This window comes from Pelatocladus sp. (assembly GCF_059505505.1).
In genome coordinates this window covers 63,686-83,714 of the sequence record NZ_JCACKS010000219.1, presented here as the reverse complement: position 1 = coordinate 83,714, position 20,029 = coordinate 63,686, and the positions used below count along the sequence as shown (strand labels likewise).

The window sequence follows — 20,029 nt, the reverse complement described above, 5'->3', positions numbered from 1 at the left end:
TTGCTCCTTTGCTCTGGTCTCCGTCTCTGTATAATTACCGTATTTTTATTCCTTTTTAGGTAATTAATGAAACTCTGTAAGACTCTTGACCCTAGTGTTCCCAGGATTTTTGTCTAGTGAACACAGCACTCAATGGTTTTCGACAATCAGTTACATTTTTAGCTTGCAATTAGCGAAACTGTCTGGGAGAGATTTGGCGATCGCCTGTTTTTTCTATTGTTTCAATAACTGCCAAACCAATACCAGAACCTGCAATCAGCAGACTTACCGATATCAAAAAGGCATTTACAAGCATGTGGAGGGCTTCATCAAAGAAAATGTAGGTGGTCATAGCTTTGCTCTCTTTAACTCTGTTGTGCTAGTACTATTTGTTTCTTCACACCCTGATGGCTGATTTTCGCTCTTTAATTTACCAGCATCTGCATCTTAACAAAACTTTAGGTCTTTAGCGAGATGCCTAGCTATTTTTCTTTTGAAAGATTTGAATAATTTTTGCTAATCTTTCATGGAGAATTAATATCAGACCATTGGTGACAAGCTTCTGGTATAGTCTACTACAGTATCGCCACACTACTTTGTTGTGAATCTCTTTATTACTAAGTAAGGAAAAAAGAGCCTCAAACTAGTAAGCTAGCTTTGTCTGCTGAACTAGACTTAAATTTGTATATCGTTTGTGTAGTACCAGGTTTATGAATTCTCAATTTATTGAAAATACAAGCAAAAAAGCATTTTTATTAGAAGTTGGTACAGAAGAATTACCTGCAAGCTTTTTGAGTGGTGCGATCGCACAGTGGAAATCGCTGATTCCTCGAAGTCTCCAAGAAAATAGTCTCAGCAGTGAATCTGTAGAAATTTACGGTACTCCCCGACGTTTAGCAGTATTAATCAAAGGTTTACCATCCCAGCAAGCTGACAGGGAAGAAGAAATAAAGGGACCACCCGCCCAAACTGCTTTTAAAGACGGAAAACCTACCCCAGCAGCACAAGGTTTTGCTAAAAAGCAAGGTGTGGAACTTGATGCTTTTGAAATTCGCAGCACAGAGAAAGGCGATTTTGTTTTTGTACGCAAACTTATTCCCGGTCGTCGGGTAGCAGAAATTTTAACAGAACTTGTCCCTCAGTGGATTTTGGCTTTAGAAGGTAAGCGGTTGATGCGTTGGGGTGATGGAGATTTGCGATTTTCTCGTCCCATTCGTTGGTTGGTGAGTTTGTTAGATGATGCTGTGCTGCCGATAGAATTAGTGAATGGTTCTGAGACGATTAAAAGCGATCGCATCTCTCAAGGTCATCGGGTTTTACATCCCCAACCAGTTAAAATTCCTCAAGCTACCGATTATGTGACTGTAATGCGTTTAGCTTCGGTTGTTGTGAATGTCGAGGAACGCACAAATATTATCGTTGAAGAAGTCCAAAAATCTGCCAATAAGTTAAATGGTTCTGTAGAAATTTACCCAGATTTGTTAGAAGAAGTTACAAACCTAGTCGAATACCCTTCAGCAGTGATTGGCGAATTTGAAAGCGAGTTTTTGAATTTGCCTACAGAAGTAATTACGACTGTAATGGTGCATCACCAGCGTTATTTTCCGATATTCAAAGATAGTACTCAGCAAAAATTACTACCGTATTTTATCACTATTTCCAATGGTGATCCAGCAAAATCAGATATCATTGCTGTTGGTAATGCCAGAGTAATTCGCGCTCGTTTAGCTGATGGTAAATTCTTCTATGATGCTGATTTAAAAAACCCGTTAGATAGTTTTTTACCCCAGTTAGCAAAAGTTACTTTTCAAGAAGATTTGGGTTCACTTTTAGATAAAGTAGGACGAGTTTCTCAAATTACCACACAGATTGCTGAACAATTGCAATTAAATCCAGAGCAAAGTCATAATGTTCACCGCGCTGCTTTATTATGCAAAGCTGATTTAGTCAGCCAAATGGTCTATGAGTTTCCAGAATTACAGGGAATTATGGGACAAAAATACGCTTTAGCAAGTGAAGAAGGAGAAGCGGTTGCAACAGCAATTTTTGAACATTATTTGCCTCGTGGTGCAGATGATATTTTGCCACAAACAATTATAGGTCAAGTTGTGGGTTTGGCAGATAGATTAGATAGTTTAGTCAGTATCTTTGGTTTAGGGATGATTCCTACAGGTTCTTCTGACCCCTTCGCCTTACGACGCGCTGCCAATGCAATTGTAAACATCACATGGACAGCAGATTTAGCAATTAATTTACAACAGTTATTGGAGAAAATCGCTACAGATTTTGTTGCAACTCATAATAAAAACAAAGAAGAATTAGTTGCGACTTTACAAGACTTTTTCTTACAACGCATTCGTACACTATTGCAAGAAGAAAAACAAATAGATTATGACTTAGTGAATGCTGTTTTGGGCGAAAATGATCCAGAATATACTCAAAGGACATTACAGGATTTATTAGATGTCCGCGATCGCGCCTTATTCCTGCAAAAAATCCGCAAAGACGGTACTATAGACAAAATCTACGAAACCGTCAACCGTTCCACCCGTTTAGCAGCGCAAGGTGATTTAGATACCAAGCAGCTTGATCCGACGACTGTCGTTCAGCCAGAACTATTCCAAAAATCCTGTGAAACTGCACTTTACCATACCTTAGTAGAATTAGTTCCCCAAACTCAAGCCGCACAAAATTCGCGCAATTACCAACTGTTGGTAGCAGGATTAGAAAAAATTGCTCCCACTGTGAATAACTTTTTTGATGGGCCGGAAAGTGTTTTGGTTATAGATCCAGATCCCAATATTAAGCGCAATCGATTAAATTTGCTGGGTTTGCTGCGTAATCACGCGCGCGTGTTAGCAGATTTTGGTGCAGTTGTAAAAAATTTGTAGCTAAAGTCCATAAAAATATTGTGTAAATTATGCCAAGAAACGTTAGGATAAGGTGTGCTTAACCAGGGAATTCTGCTACAGTCTATGCCCAAAGCCCATGTAATTGGATTAGGAAAGTCCGGTGTTGCGGCGGCGAGATTGTTGAAGCGGGATGGTTGGGAGGTGGTGTTAAGCGATCGCAACACCTCCCCTAACCTCCGTACACAACAACAAGAACTCCTAGCCGAACAAATCACTGTTGAACTAGGGTATTCTCTGGACTTGACCAAATCAGATTTACCCCAGCTAATAGTTGTTAGTCCCGGTGTTCCTTGGGATATCCCCGTACTAGCCCAAGCACGGGATTTGGGTATAGAAACCATCGGCGAGATGGAACTAGCATGGCGGTACTTAACATCTATACCTTGGGTGGCAATTACTGGTACTAACGGCAAGACAACTACTACTTCTTTAATTGCTAGCATTTTCCAAACAGCAGGTTTAAATGCTCCAGCTTGCGGTAACATTGGCTATGCTGCTTGTGAAGTTGCCCTGTCTTTTGAGGAGAAACACGGAGAGAGAGACACACAGGAACACGATAAAGAAGAAGCTACTGCAATCCAAAATTCAAAATTCAAAATCCAAAATCATCTAGATTGGGTGATTGCAGAGATTAGTAGTTATCAAATAGAATCTTCTTCTACCTTGAAACCACGTATTGGTGTCTGGACTACTTTTACTCCCGATCATCTCAGTCGCCATAAAACATTAGATAATTATTACAATATAAAAGCTTCTTTATTGCGTCAGAGTGAGATCCAAATTTTTAATGGTGATGACGCATACTTGCGTAAAGTTGGTTTGAGTGATTGGCCGGATGCCTATTGGACAAGTGTTCAAGGTAAAGATTTCTTGATTGGTGAAAAAGGTTTTTACATTCAAGATGGCTGGATTTCCCAGACGTGCCATGATAATTCGGGACAAGATACAGCGATTGTGGAAGTATCTGCGTTACGGATGGTAGGAGAACACAATCAGCAAAATCTACTCATGGCTGTAGCGGCGGCGCGATTGGCTGGAATTGATCAAGATGCCATTTCTCGTGCCATTAGGGAGTTCCCCGGTGTTCCCCATCGCCTAGAACACATTTGTACTTGGGAAGGTATAGATTTTATCAACGATAGCAAGGCTACTAATTATGATGCTGCCGAGGTTGGATTAGCATCAGTCCAAAGTCCTGTGATCTTAATAGCTGGTGGTGAAGCCAAAGCAGGTGATGATACTGCCTGGATGGCAAAAATTCAAACCAAAGCTGCCGTAGTTTTACTAATTGGTGATGCTGCTAATACCTTTGCTCAAAGGTTGCAAGAAGTGGGATACACTAATTACGAAATTGTGGAAACGATGGATAAAGCTGTTTGCAGATCAGCAGAACTAGCTAAACAACATCAAGCATCTGTAGTTTTACTGTCACCAGCGTGTGCGAGTTTTGACCAGTATCCTAATTTTGAAGTGCGAGGTGAGCATTTCCGGCAGTTGTGTTTGGAGTGGATGGCGAGTAATTTAAGTTAAGTAATTAAAAATTAAAATCTGCTTTGATAAATGTGCTTGGTGTCGATACACAAGGTATCATTATTTAACTTGCTTGTCTGAGGTGCGATCGCCTAATTTTTACCTATTTTCTGTCCTAGCCAACTATAGACTTATTGTGTCTAAGTTAACAAAGCTACTATCAACACCAATACTCTACAAATTTCTTAAACTGGATCTGCAAGATACTCACAAATGCTCAAGACAAAGACAATGAAAACATCTGGAAAATTCGACTTTGAGGACGATAAGTTTAATGCACCGCCTTCTCAAGTCATCCCTTGGTGTCAGATGATTAATCCTCGATATGGACAAGATCATATCCAGCCTTATGGTTTAGCAATCAAGCTGGATAATGCCCATGCTGTTGGGTTTAAGCCAGATGACAATTGGCAACAAATGGAACACGAATTTAGTTCCGGTTCTGAAACAGTTTATATCACTACTACCCCACGCTTAGTAGTAGTGCGGCGCGGGCCATTGTCTGTCAAAGACCGAGAAACTGGTGTCAAACTAGGTACATTAAGAGATAATTATGATGCTTTTTTAGCAGATAAACTTAAATTTAAAACCTTTACACGCTATTTAATTTTTGTAGTCGGAGAAAATAAAGAATTTTTGCATGAATTGCCACTGCAACTTACTTTGAATGGCGCAGCCGGAGCAAGTTTTAGTAAATCCTATTGTGAATATCAACAAGGTAGAATTACAGGTGGATTTCTCGCGGAATTGGAAAGAATTTATGCTACTTACCGCAAGCTACCTTTAACACCAAAAGGGCCATTATTTCACGCTCACGGCATTTTTTGCCCAATTATTGATTCAGAAGAAAGGGGTATTGAACCAAATACAGTTTTGGTTGCTTCTACTGTAGACTATAAACATCCGACGGTTTCAACTTTAACGCAATATCTCATAGCTTCTGATTCTCCAGAGTCAGAGATAATTATCAAGAATTACGAAGAATATAAGGAATTTGGCAAAGAACCTATTAAAGCAGAAGCCCCGAAGATGGTAGTGGCGGGGGTTTCTAATTCTTACATTTATCCTGATGAGGATGATTTTGGTTATCCACCCTATTAAATTGGAAAAAGGTAAAAGTAAAAGGTTAAAGGGGGAGCATCCCAATTTTTCAAACTTACCTGGCGAATATATAGCGGTTCTCATTTGAATCAAATACACCGCCACAAACAATGTAGAGACGTTACATGTAACGTCTGGGCGCAGCGTATTGCACACAACCGAGAAGCGCTATAATTAGCGGCTACACGAAACTTACGCCTACCTACACAGGCTAAAAAGAGTCAGTTAAGCCCACAATTATTTGTAGAGACGCGAAATTCCCTCGGAGATCTTGCTACACGTCTCTACACACCAATTTTCTGTACTAAAAATCTTTAACAACCGTATTGCTCTATAACCTTCTTCTAAGCAAGACAAGCGTCAAATAAATATATTTCATTTAATGAGCAGTTAGTGATTATTTCTTGCTTGATAAAAAACAGTGATTAGGATTTTTTGGCATATTTGACTTGATTTCTACCAGTTTGTGTTATGCAAACACAAAAAAATATTTGTGGTTTTTAATTATTTTTTCAAGTAAAATTTTTGTGGATAATAAATAAAATTAATAATTGAGTAGCTAAGAAGAATTTGATAAAAATTTAGATATCATTAATACTAATAAAATTAAATATAAATTTAAGTATTACTGAAATTAATAAATGTCAATGATTACACAAGGTTCTAACTCAGACAAAATATTGGTAGTCGATGATTCTCCTGATAACGTGTTTTTGATCAAAACTATTTTGGAAGAAGAAGGCTATACAGTTAGCACAGCAGAAAATGGTATTTCTGCATTAGCAAAAATTGATGAGGCTACTTTCGACTTAGTATTGCTAGATCTGATGATGCCAGGGATGGATGGTTATGAAGTAACTAAGCGGATGAGAGAAAATAAGAATTTGCCGTTTATCCCCATTTTACTGATAACAGCCCACGATTCACCCAATGTTGCCCAAGGTTTAGATTTGGGTGCTGATGACTTTATCCGTAAACCTGTGACGGTGGATGAGTTGTTAGCAAGAGTGCGATCGCTTCTGCGGTTGAAGCATAGTATTGATGAACGAGATGAAATCGCTCGCCAAAGAGAAGATTTTGTCTCTCGTCTCACTCACGACTTACGCACACCTCTGGTTGCAGCAGAACGGATGCTAACACTACTTTCGGAAGGTGCTTTAGGAAGTTTATCAGCACCGATGCAGGAAGTGATCACGATCATGGGACGTAGCAACACCAACTTGCTAGCGATGGTGAATACTTTACTAGAAGTGTACCGTTTTGAGGCAGGTCGTAAAACCCTAGCGTTTCAACCGATTGATTTGGGACAATTACTCAAAGAAGTTGCAGGTGAACTAACTCCTTTAGCCGAAGCAAAGCAACTAGTACTCTTATTAGATTTTGATGAAGAGTCTTGCAAAATTACAGTTATTGGCGATCGCTTAGAATTACATCGCCTGTTCACCAACTTGATCGGTAATGCGATCAAATTCACTGATCAAGGTTCTGTGACTATTAGCCTTGTACCATTTATAGCGGTTCTCGCTCAGATGAGGTACATTCTCAAAGTTGAAATGATTTATCTATGAAGTCTAGCTATACTTCATTAGCATAGGAAACGCTATATCAGTGATGATCACAATATAACTATCAAAATAGTAGATACAGGTTCTGGTATTCTTGTTGAAGAACAAGCAACTTTATTTGAACGATTTCGCCAAGGAAGCCATAAGCGTTCTGGTAGTGGTTTGGGACTGTATCTTTCAAGGCGAATTGTGGAAGCACACAAAGGTAGTATCGAAGTCAGTTCAGAGGTAGGAAAAGGCAGTATATTTACTGTGAGATTGCCTTTAACAGTTAACAGTTAGCTAGAGACGCGATTATACTCTTACGAGAAGCTGCTCTTGCGAGCGTCTACGCGTCTGTTCTCAGTTAATCCCCAGAAATATATTTATTTGAGAAATAAAATGATTTTAGAAGTATCAATTATTGATATTATTAATCAGCAACGAGATTTTTTTCAAAAGAGCGAAACTCAAACTTTATCTTTTCGGATTTCTCAACTCAAAATTTTACAGCAATTAATCAAAGAAAACGAAACAGCAATTTGTCAAGCTTTAAAGGCAGATTTAAAAAAACCAGAGTTTGAAGCTTTTTCTTCAGAAATATTATTAGTATTCAAAGAAATAGAATATTGTATCAAAAATCTCAAGAATTGGATTAAACCCCAAAAAACAAAAGTTCCTTGGCAATTACTTCCTGCTTCAGCAAAAATTTATCCAGAACCATTAGGAGTCGTTTTAATTATTGGTACTTGGAATTATCCTTTTCAGTTAGTAATGACACCATTAATTGGTGCGATCGCTGCTGGAAATTGTACTATTATCAAACCATCAGAAATTGCTCCCAATACCTCTAATTTGATTGCCAAGCTGATTAGTAAGTATTTTCAACCAGAATACATCAAAGTTATAGAAGGAGGTGTGGAGACAAGTCAAGAATTATTGGCACAAAAGTTCGATCACATATTTTTCACTGGTGGTACTGCTGTGGCAAAAATTGTTATGAAAGCCGCAGCCAAACACCTGACGCCTGTCACCTTAGAATTGGGTGGCAAAAATCCTTGTATTGTTGATACAGATATTCATCTTCAACATACTGCTAGACGTATTACTTGGGGTAAATTTATTAATAATGGACAAACTTGTTTAGCACCAGATTATTTATTAGTAAATACCAATATTAAAGAAAAATTATTAGCTGAAATTCAAAAATGTATTCAAGAATTTTATAGTAACAATCCTGCCATTAGTTCTGACTATGGTAGAATTGTTAATCGAAAACAATTTGATAGAATCACAAATCTTTTAAATAGCAGTAAAATTATTTTTGGCGGACAAATAAATCGAGAAAAACTTTATATTTCTCCAACATTAGTAGAGAATATTTCCTTTGCAGAACCCATAATGCAAGAGGAAATTTTCGCTCCAATTTTATCAATCATTGAATACACAGATATATCAGAGGCGATCGCTCTAATCAATTCTCAGCCCAAACCTTTAGCTTTATACCTATTTTCTAACAATAAAAATCTCCAACAAAGAGTTTTACACACAACTTCATCCGGGACAGTGTGTCTGAATGAAACAGTCATGCATATCGGTATCTCATCTTTGCCATTTGGTGGTGTAGGCAATAGCGGTATCGGCAGTTATCACGGTAAGTTTAGTTTTGACACCTTTTCTCACTATAAAAGCGTATTATCCAATCCTTTCTGGCTAGATTTAAAATGGCGATACGCTCCCTATACAAAGAGCAAATTATCTTTTTTACAACGAATGCTTGGATATAAAAATCAAGTTTGATTTATAAACTTACTCTTGAACATGGGGAACTCTTAACAGGAAGTGTAGTGAGTTTTTTCAAAAATTAAAGGGCTTCATCCACTGGTTAAAAACTCAGGGGTTATTGCCCTCTTGCATTACTTTGATGGGTAATGGGTAATGGATAATGTATTTTCTCAATTACCAATTACCAATTACCAATTATCAATTAGCAGTTTTATGATTCCTCTTCTTCCTCTTCTTCAGCAGATGGATAGACAAAAGTAGAACGTCCAGTCAAAATCGACTTACCAAGGGAGAGAGCTTTTTGTGCTTCCAGGCTGGCTTTACGTCTCCAGGTAGCTCGACGCTTGTCACGTTTGGATTTAGATGTTTTCTTCTTTGGAACAGCCATATCAGCGGATAACGCAATTTTTGACAACCTTACTATTCTAAGTCATCAAGACATTTTTAGTGCTTGGTCGTCAATAGTCAATAGTCAATTGTCATTAGTGATTCTCTTCTTTGTCCCCCTTCTTCCCCAATCCCCGATCCCCTACTTAGCAGTTTGATTAGTAGTCGCAGTGGGAGTTGTAAAATTGTCGCCAAAATATAGAAGCGATCGCGCTGTTTTAAAATATTTTGCCCAGCGTCGTGGATCAGGACGATTGCGCCACTGAGGACGAGTCACTGCTAATTCTAAAACTGGTGCGATCGCTCCGTTGTTTTGTACGGAGATAAATATGGAAACATCTGTTACTAAAATATCTTGATCAAAGCTACGTTGAGCCGCCGCTCTTGCAGCTGCTTCTGCTCTTTGCAGTAGGGTTTCGTAGTTTTCTTCTGGTAAGCGATCAATAGATAAGTCTACTCTGGCGGTGTAAGCTCGCACAATCTGAGGTGCGATCGCACTCGTCGCTAGCCAAATAGGAGTTGCAATACCCAGCAAAACTACTGCGTAGGCTATCCGGATTCTCTTGCCAATTAATGGCATAAGTTGAATAAGTCTTTGAAAAAAAATCTTATTTTCAAAGAGAATTCTGCATGATGACTGATGACTGTAACTCCTCATGACCTGTATACTCCTCACTATGAAAATTTTAGGTGATTTCAAATTCAGTATTTATTCGTACATACAAGTAACAAAAATGATGTTTAAATTTTTCTCTCTCAATGAAGGTTTATCCAAACTTAGAATTAGGAATTTGGAATAGAAACTCTTTACTCCCTAGAACTAAAACTCTTATGGGAGAAAGCGCCAAACTCCAAATTCCTAGTTCACAATTCCGAAATCTTTCGGTCACTAAAACGATAAAACAATAGGTTAGCTTTGTTTTTTCAGCAAAGCCAACCGCGATTTTAAGTAAGTAAAAAATAATCGGCAGAAAGTGCGATGGCAAATAACTGGGCGATCGCTATTGGCGTAAATCAATATCAATTCTTTCAACCGTTAGGATGTGCTCAAGCAGATGCCGAGGCATTAAAAGATTTTTTGGTAATAGAAGCAGGTTTTTTACAACAACAGTGTCTACTGTTGACAGATACTTCACCGCCTCTAGGTGATAGATCCACTTATCCTACAAAGGAAAATATCCTGCTTTTATTAGAAGATTTAGCGGCAGCGTGTTGGCAACCCCAAGACAGACTGTGGTTTTTCTTTAGTGGCTATGGCATCAATCACAATGGACAAGACTACCTGATGCCTATTGAAGGCAACTCCACTCAGATTGAAGAAACGGGCATAGAGTTGCGAATATTGATGCAAACTTTGCAAAATGCTGGGCTTGATGCAGTAGTACTGCTTGATATCAATCGTGCTTATGCAACTCAAGCAAATACTCTCATTGGTCAAGAGGCAATTGAACTAGCGCAAGAATTACAAATTCCCACTATTATTTCTTGCCAACCAGAACAATATTCTCATGAAAGTACCGAACTCGGTCATGGATTCTTTACAGCAGCAGTGTTAGAAGCTTTGCGCTCTGGCAATGGTAACACCTTGGAGGATCTCGAAAGATACTTGAGCCTCCGTACTCCAGAACTATGTCAACACTACTGGCGTCCAACGCAAAATCCTGTTACCATTATTCCCTCCAGAAAGCAAGGAATCTTACCAGAATCGCAAACAAATCATCGCGTCAAAAATACAAGTGCGATCAACTCTCAAGAAATTTTAGCTGCTTCCCTACCATTGCCTTCGCTGCATTCTCATTCCCATCAATTAGCAACAAATGCGATCGCTTGGAATGGAGTCGGATCTGGTTCTCAAAGCAGCCTTTACAGTAGCGCAGAAGAAAATTCCAACTCACCACCAACAAACTACTCACAAGCAAAACAGACTGCAACACCCAACACCTCTATTTGGAAACCACTACTGTGGTGGGGTATAAGCACAATCATGGTTGTTGGCTTGCTTGTAGTGGTATTTCTTCGCAATCAAGCAGGATTTAGAACTGTAGATATTTCTCCAACTACAACCAAAACTACTAATGATGACAGTGAAACAGAAATTTTGCCTGTAATACCAGATACCACCAGGAGTACCAAGATTATCAAGACTTTACCAACTGTTCCACCGCCTCTACAAAACAATCAAATACAAAGCAATCAAGTTAAAAACAATCAAGTAGAAGCATCGACTGTTCTTACCTCTGAGTTAGCCAAGCGCAAGCAAGCACTGTCAGATTTGACAAAAATGTCACTCGAATCAAATCAAGCCAGCGATCTCAGCTTGGCGATCGCTAAAGCCAAAAAAATCAAACCCGGTGATTCACGTTACGAACAAGCACAAACAAATATTCAGATTTGGAATGACATGATCTTAGACTTAGCCAAAAATCGCGCTAAACAGAGAAAATATGCCAAAGCTGTAGCTGCTGCTGAATTAATTGGTCAAGATCAGCCAAATTATCCCCTAGCACAAGCAGCAATTAAACAGTGGCGTCAACAAGCCAAGCAATATGTGGCTAATAAAACCCTTTTGGATGCTGCTAACGGTTTAATTCAGCCAGGACAAGCTTCTACTTATAACCGCGCGATCGAAGTTGCTAAAAAAGTTTCACCAGGTGAACCAGGTTCCGATCAAGCTCGAAAATCTATAAATAAGTGGAGCGAAACTATTTTGGAAATGGCTAAACGCCGCGCCTCTAGAGGAGAAACTAAATCAGCAATTGGAACGGCTGTTTTAGTTCCAGAGGGAACATCAGCCCATAACAAAGCTCAAGAAGCCATCCAGAAATGGCAAAATGGCAAATTGCAGAAGTAGGGGATCGGGGACAAGGGGGACAACTAATCAGTTATCAGTTATCAGTTATCAAATTAAACTGGTCACTGTTAACTGTTAACTGATTCATGCCCAATCCCCGTACTCTATGAGAAGCCGCTTACGCGTCTACGCGTAGCGTCTCCTCTGGAGAATCCCCGATCCCTGATCCCCACTCTCTCAACAATACTGGGAAACATCTTCGCCGCATTCATCGGCTAGGTAACACAGCGCTCGGAAACGCAAGCTCACGACTTCTTCATATAGGGGGTTGAGCTTGCACATGGGTGGTATGTGAAATAAGGTTCTACCAAATAATTTGAAATCACGCTCAAATGGACATTGAGCAGGAATTAGATAACACAAGCGGTGTGCTAATTGGCGATCACTAACTTTAACGTGGTCTAGCCACCAACGTAGAGGCTTGAGAACATCAAAATAAGGCTTGGAAACTGGGCGATTTGGCTGGATAGCACTGGTATTACTAGCTTCGGTTGGATTTAGCGATACCCAGCTAGCGAAAAAAATCTTTTTTGTGGTATTGTCGAATACCTTCATGATCTATTCCTCTTTTTCCTTGAGGGTCTTCACCACTTCGATGAAGTTATACAATGTAACAATCGCGTTTCCCGGAAAATTCTTGTTTCAACAGAGATACTGTCTAGTTTTTAAGTGGCCACTTTGCTCAGAACTTTCTTTTTAACTACGTCAAGTTAATCGCAATTTCCCCAGGATCGGAAGTGTAATTGTACTATTTTCTTAATAACTTGACATAGTTAAAATTTTAATAAAGTCATCTGTCTAAAGACAGATATCAATGTAACATCTACGAACTTTTTTTGCAGAAAATTCATAAAATATTTTTCCTAAGTGTCTATTTGATGTATCTGATTAATTAGCACCCAGGAATTATTTTTTGTTAGGAGCTTAAAATGCTTTGCACCCTGAGTTAATAGAGGTACAAGTCTTTTGGTTGCTACTTTTCGCTTATTTGCCCCTGATTTCAACAATTTTGCATTCCTAATTCTGAGTTCAGAATTAGGATTACCAGTGAAAGATGTTACCACATATCTATCAATTTGCCACTTATATTTTTTTAGGATTGACCTATCTGGGGTTAGCATTGGGCTACCTACCTGGTTTACGCATGAATAGGGCTGCGATCGCTTTGGTGGGTTCAGCCTTTTTAATTGCTTTGGGTGTACTCAGTTTGGAGGAGGCTTGGCAAGCAATTGATCCCACCACGATTGTGTTTTTATTGAGCATGATGGTGGTGAACGCTAACTTATCCTACGCAGGATTTTTCCCTCAAGCATTGTCACTGCTTCTACGTTTTACCCGTAGTCCTTTGGGGATCTTGATCGCCTTAACTTTTGGTAGTGGTATTCTTTCCGCCTTTTTTTTGAATGATACATTGGCAATAATTTTTACACCACTTACACTGAGCCTAACTCAAGCTTTGAGATTGCATCCCATACCCTATTTATTGGCGATCGCAGGCGCAACTAATATTGGTTCTGTCGCCACTTTGAGCGGTAATCCTCAAAACATCTTGATTGGCTCCTTTTCAGGCATTCATTATCTGGATTTTACGTTGGTAATGACTCCAATTGCTGTAACAGGGTTAGCAATTCAAGTAATTCTACTGTGTTTACTTTACCCAAATGTACGCTCAATTGTGCCTTGCGAACACTTACCTACAAGGAAAAAGCGCCTATTTAAACCTTTATTTTACAAAACCTTAATAATAACCACCGGATTGTTAATTGCTTTTGCTGCTGGTTTACCTTTAGCAGAGTCAGCTTTAGTTGCTGCTAGCTTATTACTGATCACCAGGCGAGTCAAACCCCAGCGGGTTCTTAACAAAATCGATTGGAACTTACTGGTGATGTTCTCTGGACTATTTATTTTGAGTAAAGCCACTCAAAAACTGAATTTGCTACAACCTTTTACCTATGCAGTTAACTCTGCTGCTGGTTTGTTGGGAGTGACAGCAATTTTATCGAACTTAATTTCTAATGTGCCGGCTGTACTGCTGTTGCATCCTCTGATTCCTAAAGATGATACCCAGTCTTGGCTATTGCTCGTGTTAACTTTGCTTTTAGTTTATGTGTGGATTCGATGAATTTCTAGTAAATAGTAAATGGAACATATCTAAAAATCAAAGTCAATGCTGTATCAGATAACAGTCAAGGTTGAAGCGGAAGCAACTTGCCAACGACCATATAAAATTGAAGTCGATAACTTTATCATTGAAGTAATAGTTGACTCCGGTAAAATTGTAGAAGCACTGAGCATTGCTTTAAAAGTAAATAATTACCAGGATTTTTTACCTCAACTTAGTTTAGACATAGAAAGCCAGATTACTCAAATAAGCCTGCGAGACTCAGAATTATGTTTTTTTCTGGTTGACGTCGCACAGCATATAGAAGCTCTTGGTAGTTTTTGGTTTGGAGTTAAGAAGATCTATTGGGAAAGTCCAAAAAGAGCTTGGATAGCTGAGACACCAGAGGAGCAGAAAGTTATTGAATTTTTACCACATAATTTTCAGGAAGAAGCTCGCGAAAACAAATTTTATAGAGAAATCTCTCCAAAGATGTTAGCGTCTATGGTGCATAATCGTCGCCTGCATCACCATTTAATTTTGCCAATGTCTTTTTATCGAGAAGCGTGTAACGACTTCGGTTCTGGAAGATACACGAGTTCCTTCATCAACTTCTACTTCTATCTAGATGACTTGTATGGACAGGGAAAAACAAAAAACAAAGAAGTAGAAAGACTGTTTAAATCCTCAGAGCATGTTAGATACGCTGTGCAACAAACCATACAGTTATACCAGGACGAGGAGAGTTCAGAAAATTTAGATGAGTTAAACAAATTTTTACAATTAGAAAAAAAGGAATTGAGTATTGATGGAATCATCGAACTAATTGTACAAATACGTGGTAATTTATCGCATTTCTCTCAAAAAAGCTCAAAGAAGAAGGGACATCCTTTAAACCAAAAAGAGTTTAGAAGCGTGGCATATTTGATGCAGTCAATTTGTACGCATACGTTTATGAAACTTACCACTGGTGAAATGCCAAAATAGTTGGTAGTAAAAGAATTTGTGTAAAATAAACAATCAGGGGTAGGTAGCACTGCTACGCAACCCCTGCAAGAGTGGGAGAACCGCCCACAGCTAATTTTGAATTGCTAATTCCTTACGATGCTACCTGAGCAGCTGTACGAGTCCGCCGTCTTCTACCATCAGCAACTTTGACGGGTGGTTCATCAGGAATTTGCATTAATAATGTCAGTGATGGCTGACATTGCAATTCACGACGAATTGAACGCGCCAGTTCTCGTTCTAATACTTCTTGCAATCCACCCCAGTCTACTTCTGGTTTATCACTTTCAAATCCTTGGGCAAATTCTGACCAACGCACGCTGAGGATTTCTTCGATTCGCTGTTGTACCCATTTTTGCAGAAGCGATCGCTCGATACTTGTCACCACACCCCGCAGGTGAATTTCTGGTTTCGCCATCAGTTTACCAGTCCAATCAATTGCTGCGGCAATGGTAACAATACCTTCTTCTGCCATTTTCTGCCGTTCTTGCAAGACTTTGGCGCTGACCATACCAGAACTGGAAGTGTCTACAAGTTCCAAGCCAGATGGAACTTTTCCTGAAACACGCAGTGATTCTTCTGTCAACTCTACGATATCGCCGTTCTGGATAATCACCATATTCTCGGCTGGAACACCCGCATTCTGGGCTGTTTGAGAGTGTTTCACCAACATCCGATGTTCACCATGAACAGGTAAGAAAAATTTGGGACGAGTTAACGCCAGCATGAGTTTCTGGTCTTCTTGACAGCCGTGACCGGAAACGTGAATACCTTTATCCCGACCATAGACTACATTTGCGCCTTGGATCATCAATTTGTCAATGACATTCACAACGGCGATCGTATTGCCAGGAATCGGGTTAGCAGAAAAGACAACTGTGTCTCCTTGGCGAATTTTAATATGGGGATGTTCTTTTCTGGCAATGCGTGTCATGGCTGACATCAGCTCACCTTGGGAGCCAGTTGTCAAAATCAGCACATCTTCATCCGGAAGATTGCGGATGGCATTCAACGGCTTGAATAAATCATCATTACACTTGATATACCCAAGATTTCGAGCATGGGCAATCAAATTCAGCATCGAGCGTCCTACAACTGTGACAACACGGTTATGCTTCTGCGCTAACTGCAAAATCATGTTGATGCGGTGGACGCTAGAAGCAAAGGTTGTAACAAATAGTCGCCCTGGGGCTTGGGAAAAAACCCGATCCAAATTGGGATAAACTGAGCGTTCTGAAGGCGTGAATCCAGGTACTTCAGAGTTAGTGGAATCACTCATCAAACACAGAACACCTTTTTCCCCATGTTCGGCTAAACGTTGGATATCAAAACGTTCGCCATCTACGGGTGTATGGTCAAATTTAAAGTCTCCTGTGTGGATCAACAGACCAAGGGGGGTATGGATGGCGACGGTGAAACTGTCAGCAATAGAGTGAGTGTTGCGAATATATTCCACAAAGAAATGTTTGCCAATTCGCACGACATCGCGGGGAAGGACACTTCTTAATTCTGTGCGATCGCGTACTCCTGCTTCTTCCAATTTACCCTCTAGCATTGCCATCGCTAGGCGAGGACCATAGATTACAGGAATTTCAAATTGCTTCAAATGAAAGGCAATACCCCCAATATGATCTTCATGACCGTGGGTAACAATCATGCCTTTAATTTTATGGCGATTTTCCCGCACATAAGTCATGTCTGGCAAAACAATATTGACTCCATGCATTCCATCAGTGGGGAACGCCAATCCTGCATCTAAGAGGATAATTTCATCTTCGTACTCAAAAACACAAGTGTTTTTGCCAATTTCATGCAAGCCACCCAAGGGAATTATTTTGAGTGCGGAATTAGTTTCGTTTTTAGTCATTACTTCTCCTGAGATTGTTCTTTTGATCTTTAAAAATATGAGAATTTAGCGGTCTTTTAAGACAGTTAAAAAATAAGTAGATCGGCACAAATTAAAGTTAATTTGTGAGTCAGCTTGGTCTTGGGGGTTTCCCCATTTAGACGCCCTTTAGAAGGCTTCGGTATAGGGTGCGACTGCAAACCTATAAGGGTTATGTCGTCATCTGTCCTCCCTTGAAGCCGAAGAAGGCGCGTCTATGTCATTGGTAAGGATTTGGTGCGTGTTTACTGTTTGTAACTCGCGTAGTTATTTTATTTACATTCATCTATTTGTATGTCTATTAGAAATTCAGTTATAAGGTAGTTCTGTGTGACATAAATAAATTTAAGTATCCAGTGAAAAAAATTAAAATTGTTATGAAATACAAATTTTTTTCTGCAACATAACATGCCTTTTGCTTTCCTGTAATCCTGTTTTTATGAGCTTTTTAATTCTTTCTATATATTTGATAAAAGCAACTTTACATCAAAGGCACTCTTTGTAATTTTTCTTTCGTAGTATAGGCTTTGTACCTGACACATTGTCAAAATTACTAAGGATTTTTATTGAATTCCTTTCAACATATCTTTCGAGTGTGAAAGTAACTGAGATTCCACTTTGATTTAGATCAGACTAAGTTCCTTCATCACAAATTCCAAGGTTTGAGTAACTTTGACGTCAGCTTCGCACAAAGGCGGACGTGTTGAACCAACTTTCCAGCCTTGAAGTTGTAATGCTTTTTTGACTGGAATGGGATTTGTGGTTAAAAACAAAGCTTTAAATATAGGAAAAAGCCGCAGATGAATGTCGATAGCGACTTGATTTTTACCTGAATTAAAGGCTTGAATCATCTGTTGTAGCTCATTGCCTACAAGATGAGAAGCAACACTAACTACACCTTTAGCCCCGATTGCTAACAATGGCAAGGTTAAATAATCATCTCCAGAGTAAATCTGGAATTCTTTTGGTGTCAAGCGACGAATTTCACTCACTTGATCTAAGTTCCCGCTTGATTCTTTAATACCAGCAATGTTATTTACTTGAGCTAATCGAGCAACTGTTTCAGCACTGAGGTTTTGACCAGTACGACCTGGCACGTTATATAACAGGATAGGCAAGTCACCAGAAGCTTGCGCTATGGCTTGAAAATGTTGGTAAAGTCCCTCTTGCGGTGGTTTGTTGTAATACGGAACAACTTGTAAAGCACCGTGTACTCCTATTCTAGCTGCTTTTTGAGTAGCAGCGATTGCTTCTTTGGTGGAATTTGAACCACATCCAGCCATTACCAGTGCTTTACCTGCTACTGCTTCCAACACAACGGAAAATAGTTGATATTCTTCTTCCCAACTTAAAGCAGGAGATTCTCCAGTTGTGCCACACACCACCACTGTATCAGTACCGTTATTTGCTAGATGATCTGCTAGTTTTGCTGCTACATCATAGCTGACACTACCGTCTTCTTTAAACGGCGTAATCATTGCGGTTAAAACTCTACCGAAATCTACCACCCTTTTCTACTCCTGATTTTTTGTTTTTTGTGTTTTGGTGGTTCTTTATTGTAATAACCTATTTGCAAATTACTTTCAAGGGGAAACTATTGGTTTTTGGTTGTTGTTTGGGATATATTTACCAATAACCAATTAACCGATAACCAATTAGCCATTAACCAATAAAGGAGTTGGTTTAAGTAAACTTTTTTCTACTAATAATTCCGCAATTTGTACAGCATTCAATGCTGCACCTTTGCGGATTTGATCACCACATAACCACAGTTCTAAACCGCAAGGATGGGAAATATCCTGACGAATTCTACCCACTAAAACTTCATCACGACCCGTGGCTTCAAATGGCATGGGAAAGTAATTTTTCTGCCAATCTTCTATCAGTCTCACACCAGGAGATTTACTTAAAATTTCTCTGGCTTCATCTGGGTTAAACGGGGTTTCAAATTCTAGATTAAGCGCTTCTGAGTGAGCGCGGAGTACGGGAACCCGTACACAAGTAGCAGTAATTCTGATATTTTGATCTGCAAAAATTTTCCGTGTTTCGTTGACCATTTTCATTTCTTCTTCGCAGTATCCCCAATCGTTTAATGGGGAATTATGCGGGAATAAATTAAAAGCCAAAGGATAAGGAAATACTTCCGCAGTTGGTTGTTTGCCCTCTAAAATAGCGCTAGTTTGAGTTTGGACTTCTGCCATTGCTTTTGCACCCGCACCACTGGCAGATTGATAGGTGGCTGCGACAATGCGTTTGATGGGTTTGATTTTGTGTAAAGGCCACACTGCTACTGCCATTAAAATTGTGGTGCAGTTAGGGTTCGCAATAATACCTTTATGATTTGCTGCTGCTTGGGGATTCACCTCTGGAACAACTAAAGGTACTTCCTCATTCATACGAAAAGCGCTGGAATTATCTATGACAACTGCGCCTTTTTCTGTGGCTATCGACGCCCAAGTTTTTGAGGTTGAACCTCCTGCACTTGCTAGTACTATATCGACATTTTCAAAGGCGCGATCGCTGACTGGCTCTACTAATAAATTTTCTCCTTTGAACGGCAGCTTTTGCCCTGCACTACGTTCTGATGCCAATAATTTTAATTTTGAAACTGGAAAATTACGACTTTCTAATAATTCCAACAACTCCCTGCCGACAGCACCTGTCGCGCCCAAAATAGCTACACAATAGGAATTAGACAAACTAGCTTCCTCCTTAAGGTTTCTTCTGGCAATTTTTTGAATCAATTTAAAATTTACGCATATATTAAATTACACAACAGACTCTGAATGATTTTACGGTCTTTAATGCTTTACCTTTATTTAATCTTTATTTATTAATTTAATACATTTATTTTTTACTGTTACAAAAGTTGTATTTCGCTTTACAAGAATTAATAACTATTATTTTTTCAACATTTTATATATAGATTGAATATTATACAGCAAACTG

General features: G+C 39.2%; 14 protein-coding genes and 1 pseudogene. 8 read left to right on the top strand and 7 right to left on the bottom strand.

Going from position 1 to position 20,029, the window contains the following annotated elements:
* Positions 1-169: 169 nt before the first annotated feature.
* A complete protein-coding gene (locus AC5JMK_RS20030; RefSeq protein ID WP_495910878.1) occupies positions 170-331 on the bottom strand; it encodes a hypothetical protein in 162 nt (53 codons plus the stop codon).
* 358 nt (positions 332-689) lie between these two features.
* Between AC5JMK_RS20030 and glyS the strand changes: the two genes are divergently transcribed.
* From glyS to AC5JMK_RS20005, 5 genes and pseudogenes are all read left to right on the top strand, one after another.
* Entirely contained in the window at positions 690-2,870 is a 2,181-nt protein-coding gene (glyS, locus tag AC5JMK_RS20025; RefSeq protein ID WP_495910877.1) for a glycine--tRNA ligase subunit beta, read from the top strand.
* Positions 2,871-2,954: 84 nt separating this feature from the next.
* Positions 2,955-4,421, top strand: a complete 1,467-nt coding sequence (gene murD, locus AC5JMK_RS20020) for a UDP-N-acetylmuramoyl-L-alanine--D-glutamate ligase (RefSeq protein ID WP_495910887.1) — start codon at positions 2,955-2,957, stop codon at positions 4,419-4,421.
* Between the two features lie 231 nt (positions 4,422-4,652).
* Entirely contained in the window at positions 4,653-5,522 is an 870-nt protein-coding gene (locus AC5JMK_RS20015; protein ID WP_096673788.1) for a DUF5895 domain-containing protein, read from the top strand.
* Positions 5,523-6,169: 647 nt separating this feature from the next.
* Positions 6,170-7,369: pseudogene (locus AC5JMK_RS20010) on the top strand (hybrid sensor histidine kinase/response regulator).
* Between the two features lie 99 nt (positions 7,370-7,468).
* Positions 7,469-8,866 (top strand): aldehyde dehydrogenase, encoded by a 1,398-nt coding sequence (locus AC5JMK_RS20005; RefSeq protein WP_495910876.1) that lies wholly within the window; start codon positions 7,469-7,471, stop codon positions 8,864-8,866.
* 196 nt (positions 8,867-9,062) lie between these two features.
* Here the strand turns inward: AC5JMK_RS20005 and rpmF are convergent, their stop codons facing one another.
* Together rpmF and AC5JMK_RS19995 are read right to left on the bottom strand one after the other, a co-directional pair.
* Complete coding sequence (gene rpmF / locus AC5JMK_RS20000) at positions 9,063-9,239, bottom strand: 50S ribosomal protein L32 (RefSeq protein WP_009457986.1); 177 nt, start codon at positions 9,237-9,239, stop codon at positions 9,063-9,065.
* Positions 9,240-9,380: 141 nt separating this feature from the next.
* Positions 9,381-9,818 (bottom strand): hypothetical protein, encoded by a 438-nt coding sequence (locus AC5JMK_RS19995; RefSeq protein ID WP_096673792.1) that lies wholly within the window; start codon positions 9,816-9,818, stop codon positions 9,381-9,383.
* Positions 9,819-10,217: 399 nt separating this feature from the next.
* On the opposite strand from AC5JMK_RS19995, the gene AC5JMK_RS19990 reads away from it, so the two are divergent.
* Entirely contained in the window at positions 10,218-12,089 is a 1,872-nt protein-coding gene (locus AC5JMK_RS19990) for a caspase family protein (protein WP_096673795.1), read from the top strand.
* A 177-nt stretch (positions 12,090-12,266) separates the two neighbouring features.
* On the opposite strand, the gene AC5JMK_RS19985 is transcribed toward AC5JMK_RS19990, so the two are convergent.
* Entirely contained in the window at positions 12,267-12,644 is a 378-nt protein-coding gene (locus tag AC5JMK_RS19985) for a Mo-dependent nitrogenase C-terminal domain-containing protein (RefSeq protein WP_096673798.1), read from the bottom strand.
* Between the two features lie 499 nt (positions 12,645-13,143).
* Between AC5JMK_RS19985 and AC5JMK_RS19980 the strand changes: the two genes are divergently transcribed.
* Positions 13,144-14,211 (top strand): SLC13 family permease, encoded by a 1,068-nt coding sequence (locus AC5JMK_RS19980; protein ID WP_495910875.1) that lies wholly within the window; start codon positions 13,144-13,146, stop codon positions 14,209-14,211.
* A 45-nt stretch (positions 14,212-14,256) separates the two neighbouring features.
* Positions 14,257-15,177: a hypothetical protein gene (locus tag AC5JMK_RS19975; RefSeq protein WP_495910874.1), complete on the top strand. Its 921-nt coding sequence runs from the start codon at positions 14,257-14,259 to the stop codon at positions 15,175-15,177.
* 112 nt (positions 15,178-15,289) lie between these two features.
* Here the strand turns inward: AC5JMK_RS19975 and AC5JMK_RS19970 are convergent, their stop codons facing one another.
* The 3 genes from AC5JMK_RS19970 to AC5JMK_RS19960 form a co-directional block, all read right to left on the bottom strand.
* Complete coding sequence (locus AC5JMK_RS19970) at positions 15,290-17,062, bottom strand: ribonuclease J (RefSeq protein WP_096673803.1); 1,773 nt, start codon at positions 17,060-17,062, stop codon at positions 15,290-15,292.
* 641 nt (positions 17,063-17,703) lie between these two features.
* Positions 17,704-18,588 carry a 4-hydroxy-tetrahydrodipicolinate synthase gene (gene dapA / locus AC5JMK_RS19965; protein WP_096673806.1) on the bottom strand — a complete coding sequence of 295 codons (885 nt, stop codon included), beginning with the start codon at positions 18,586-18,588 and terminating at the stop codon, positions 17,704-17,706.
* Between the two features lie 147 nt (positions 18,589-18,735).
* Entirely contained in the window at positions 18,736-19,779 is a 1,044-nt protein-coding gene (locus AC5JMK_RS19960; protein WP_096678704.1) for an aspartate-semialdehyde dehydrogenase, read from the bottom strand.
* Positions 19,780-20,029 lie beyond the last annotated feature (250 nt).

What these genes read in the sequence shown, in the direction of transcription:
- AC5JMK_RS19995 (WP_096673792.1), bottom strand. Translation starts at nt 9,818, where the DNA reads ATGCCATTAATTGGCAAGAGAATCCGGATAGCCTACGCAGTAGTTTTG.
- murD (WP_495910887.1), top strand. Translation starts at nt 2,955, where the DNA reads ATGCCCAAAGCCCATGTAATTGGATTAGGAAAGTCCGGTGTTGCGGCG.
- rpmF (WP_009457986.1), bottom strand. Translation starts at nt 9,239, where the DNA reads ATGGCTGTTCCAAAGAAGAAAACATCTAAATCCAAACGTGACAAGCGT.
- AC5JMK_RS19970 (WP_096673803.1), bottom strand. Translation starts at nt 17,062, where the DNA reads ATGACTAAAAACGAAACTAATTCCGCACTCAAAATAATTCCCTTGGGT.
- AC5JMK_RS19980 (WP_495910875.1), top strand. Translation starts at nt 13,144, where the DNA reads ATGTTACCACATATCTATCAATTTGCCACTTATATTTTTTTAGGATTG.
- AC5JMK_RS19985 (WP_096673798.1), bottom strand. Translation starts at nt 12,644, where the DNA reads ATGAAGGTATTCGACAATACCACAAAAAAGATTTTTTTCGCTAGCTGG.
- AC5JMK_RS19990 (WP_096673795.1), top strand. Translation starts at nt 10,218, where the DNA reads ATGGCAAATAACTGGGCGATCGCTATTGGCGTAAATCAATATCAATTC.
- AC5JMK_RS20030 (WP_495910878.1), bottom strand. Translation starts at nt 331, where the DNA reads ATGACCACCTACATTTTCTTTGATGAAGCCCTCCACATGCTTGTAAAT.
- glyS (WP_495910877.1), top strand. Translation starts at nt 690, where the DNA reads ATGAATTCTCAATTTATTGAAAATACAAGCAAAAAAGCATTTTTATTA.
- AC5JMK_RS19975 (WP_495910874.1), top strand. Translation starts at nt 14,257, where the DNA reads ATGCTGTATCAGATAACAGTCAAGGTTGAAGCGGAAGCAACTTGCCAA.
- AC5JMK_RS20005 (WP_495910876.1), top strand. Translation starts at nt 7,469, where the DNA reads ATGATTTTAGAAGTATCAATTATTGATATTATTAATCAGCAACGAGAT.
- AC5JMK_RS20015 (WP_096673788.1), top strand. Translation starts at nt 4,653, where the DNA reads ATGAAAACATCTGGAAAATTCGACTTTGAGGACGATAAGTTTAATGCA.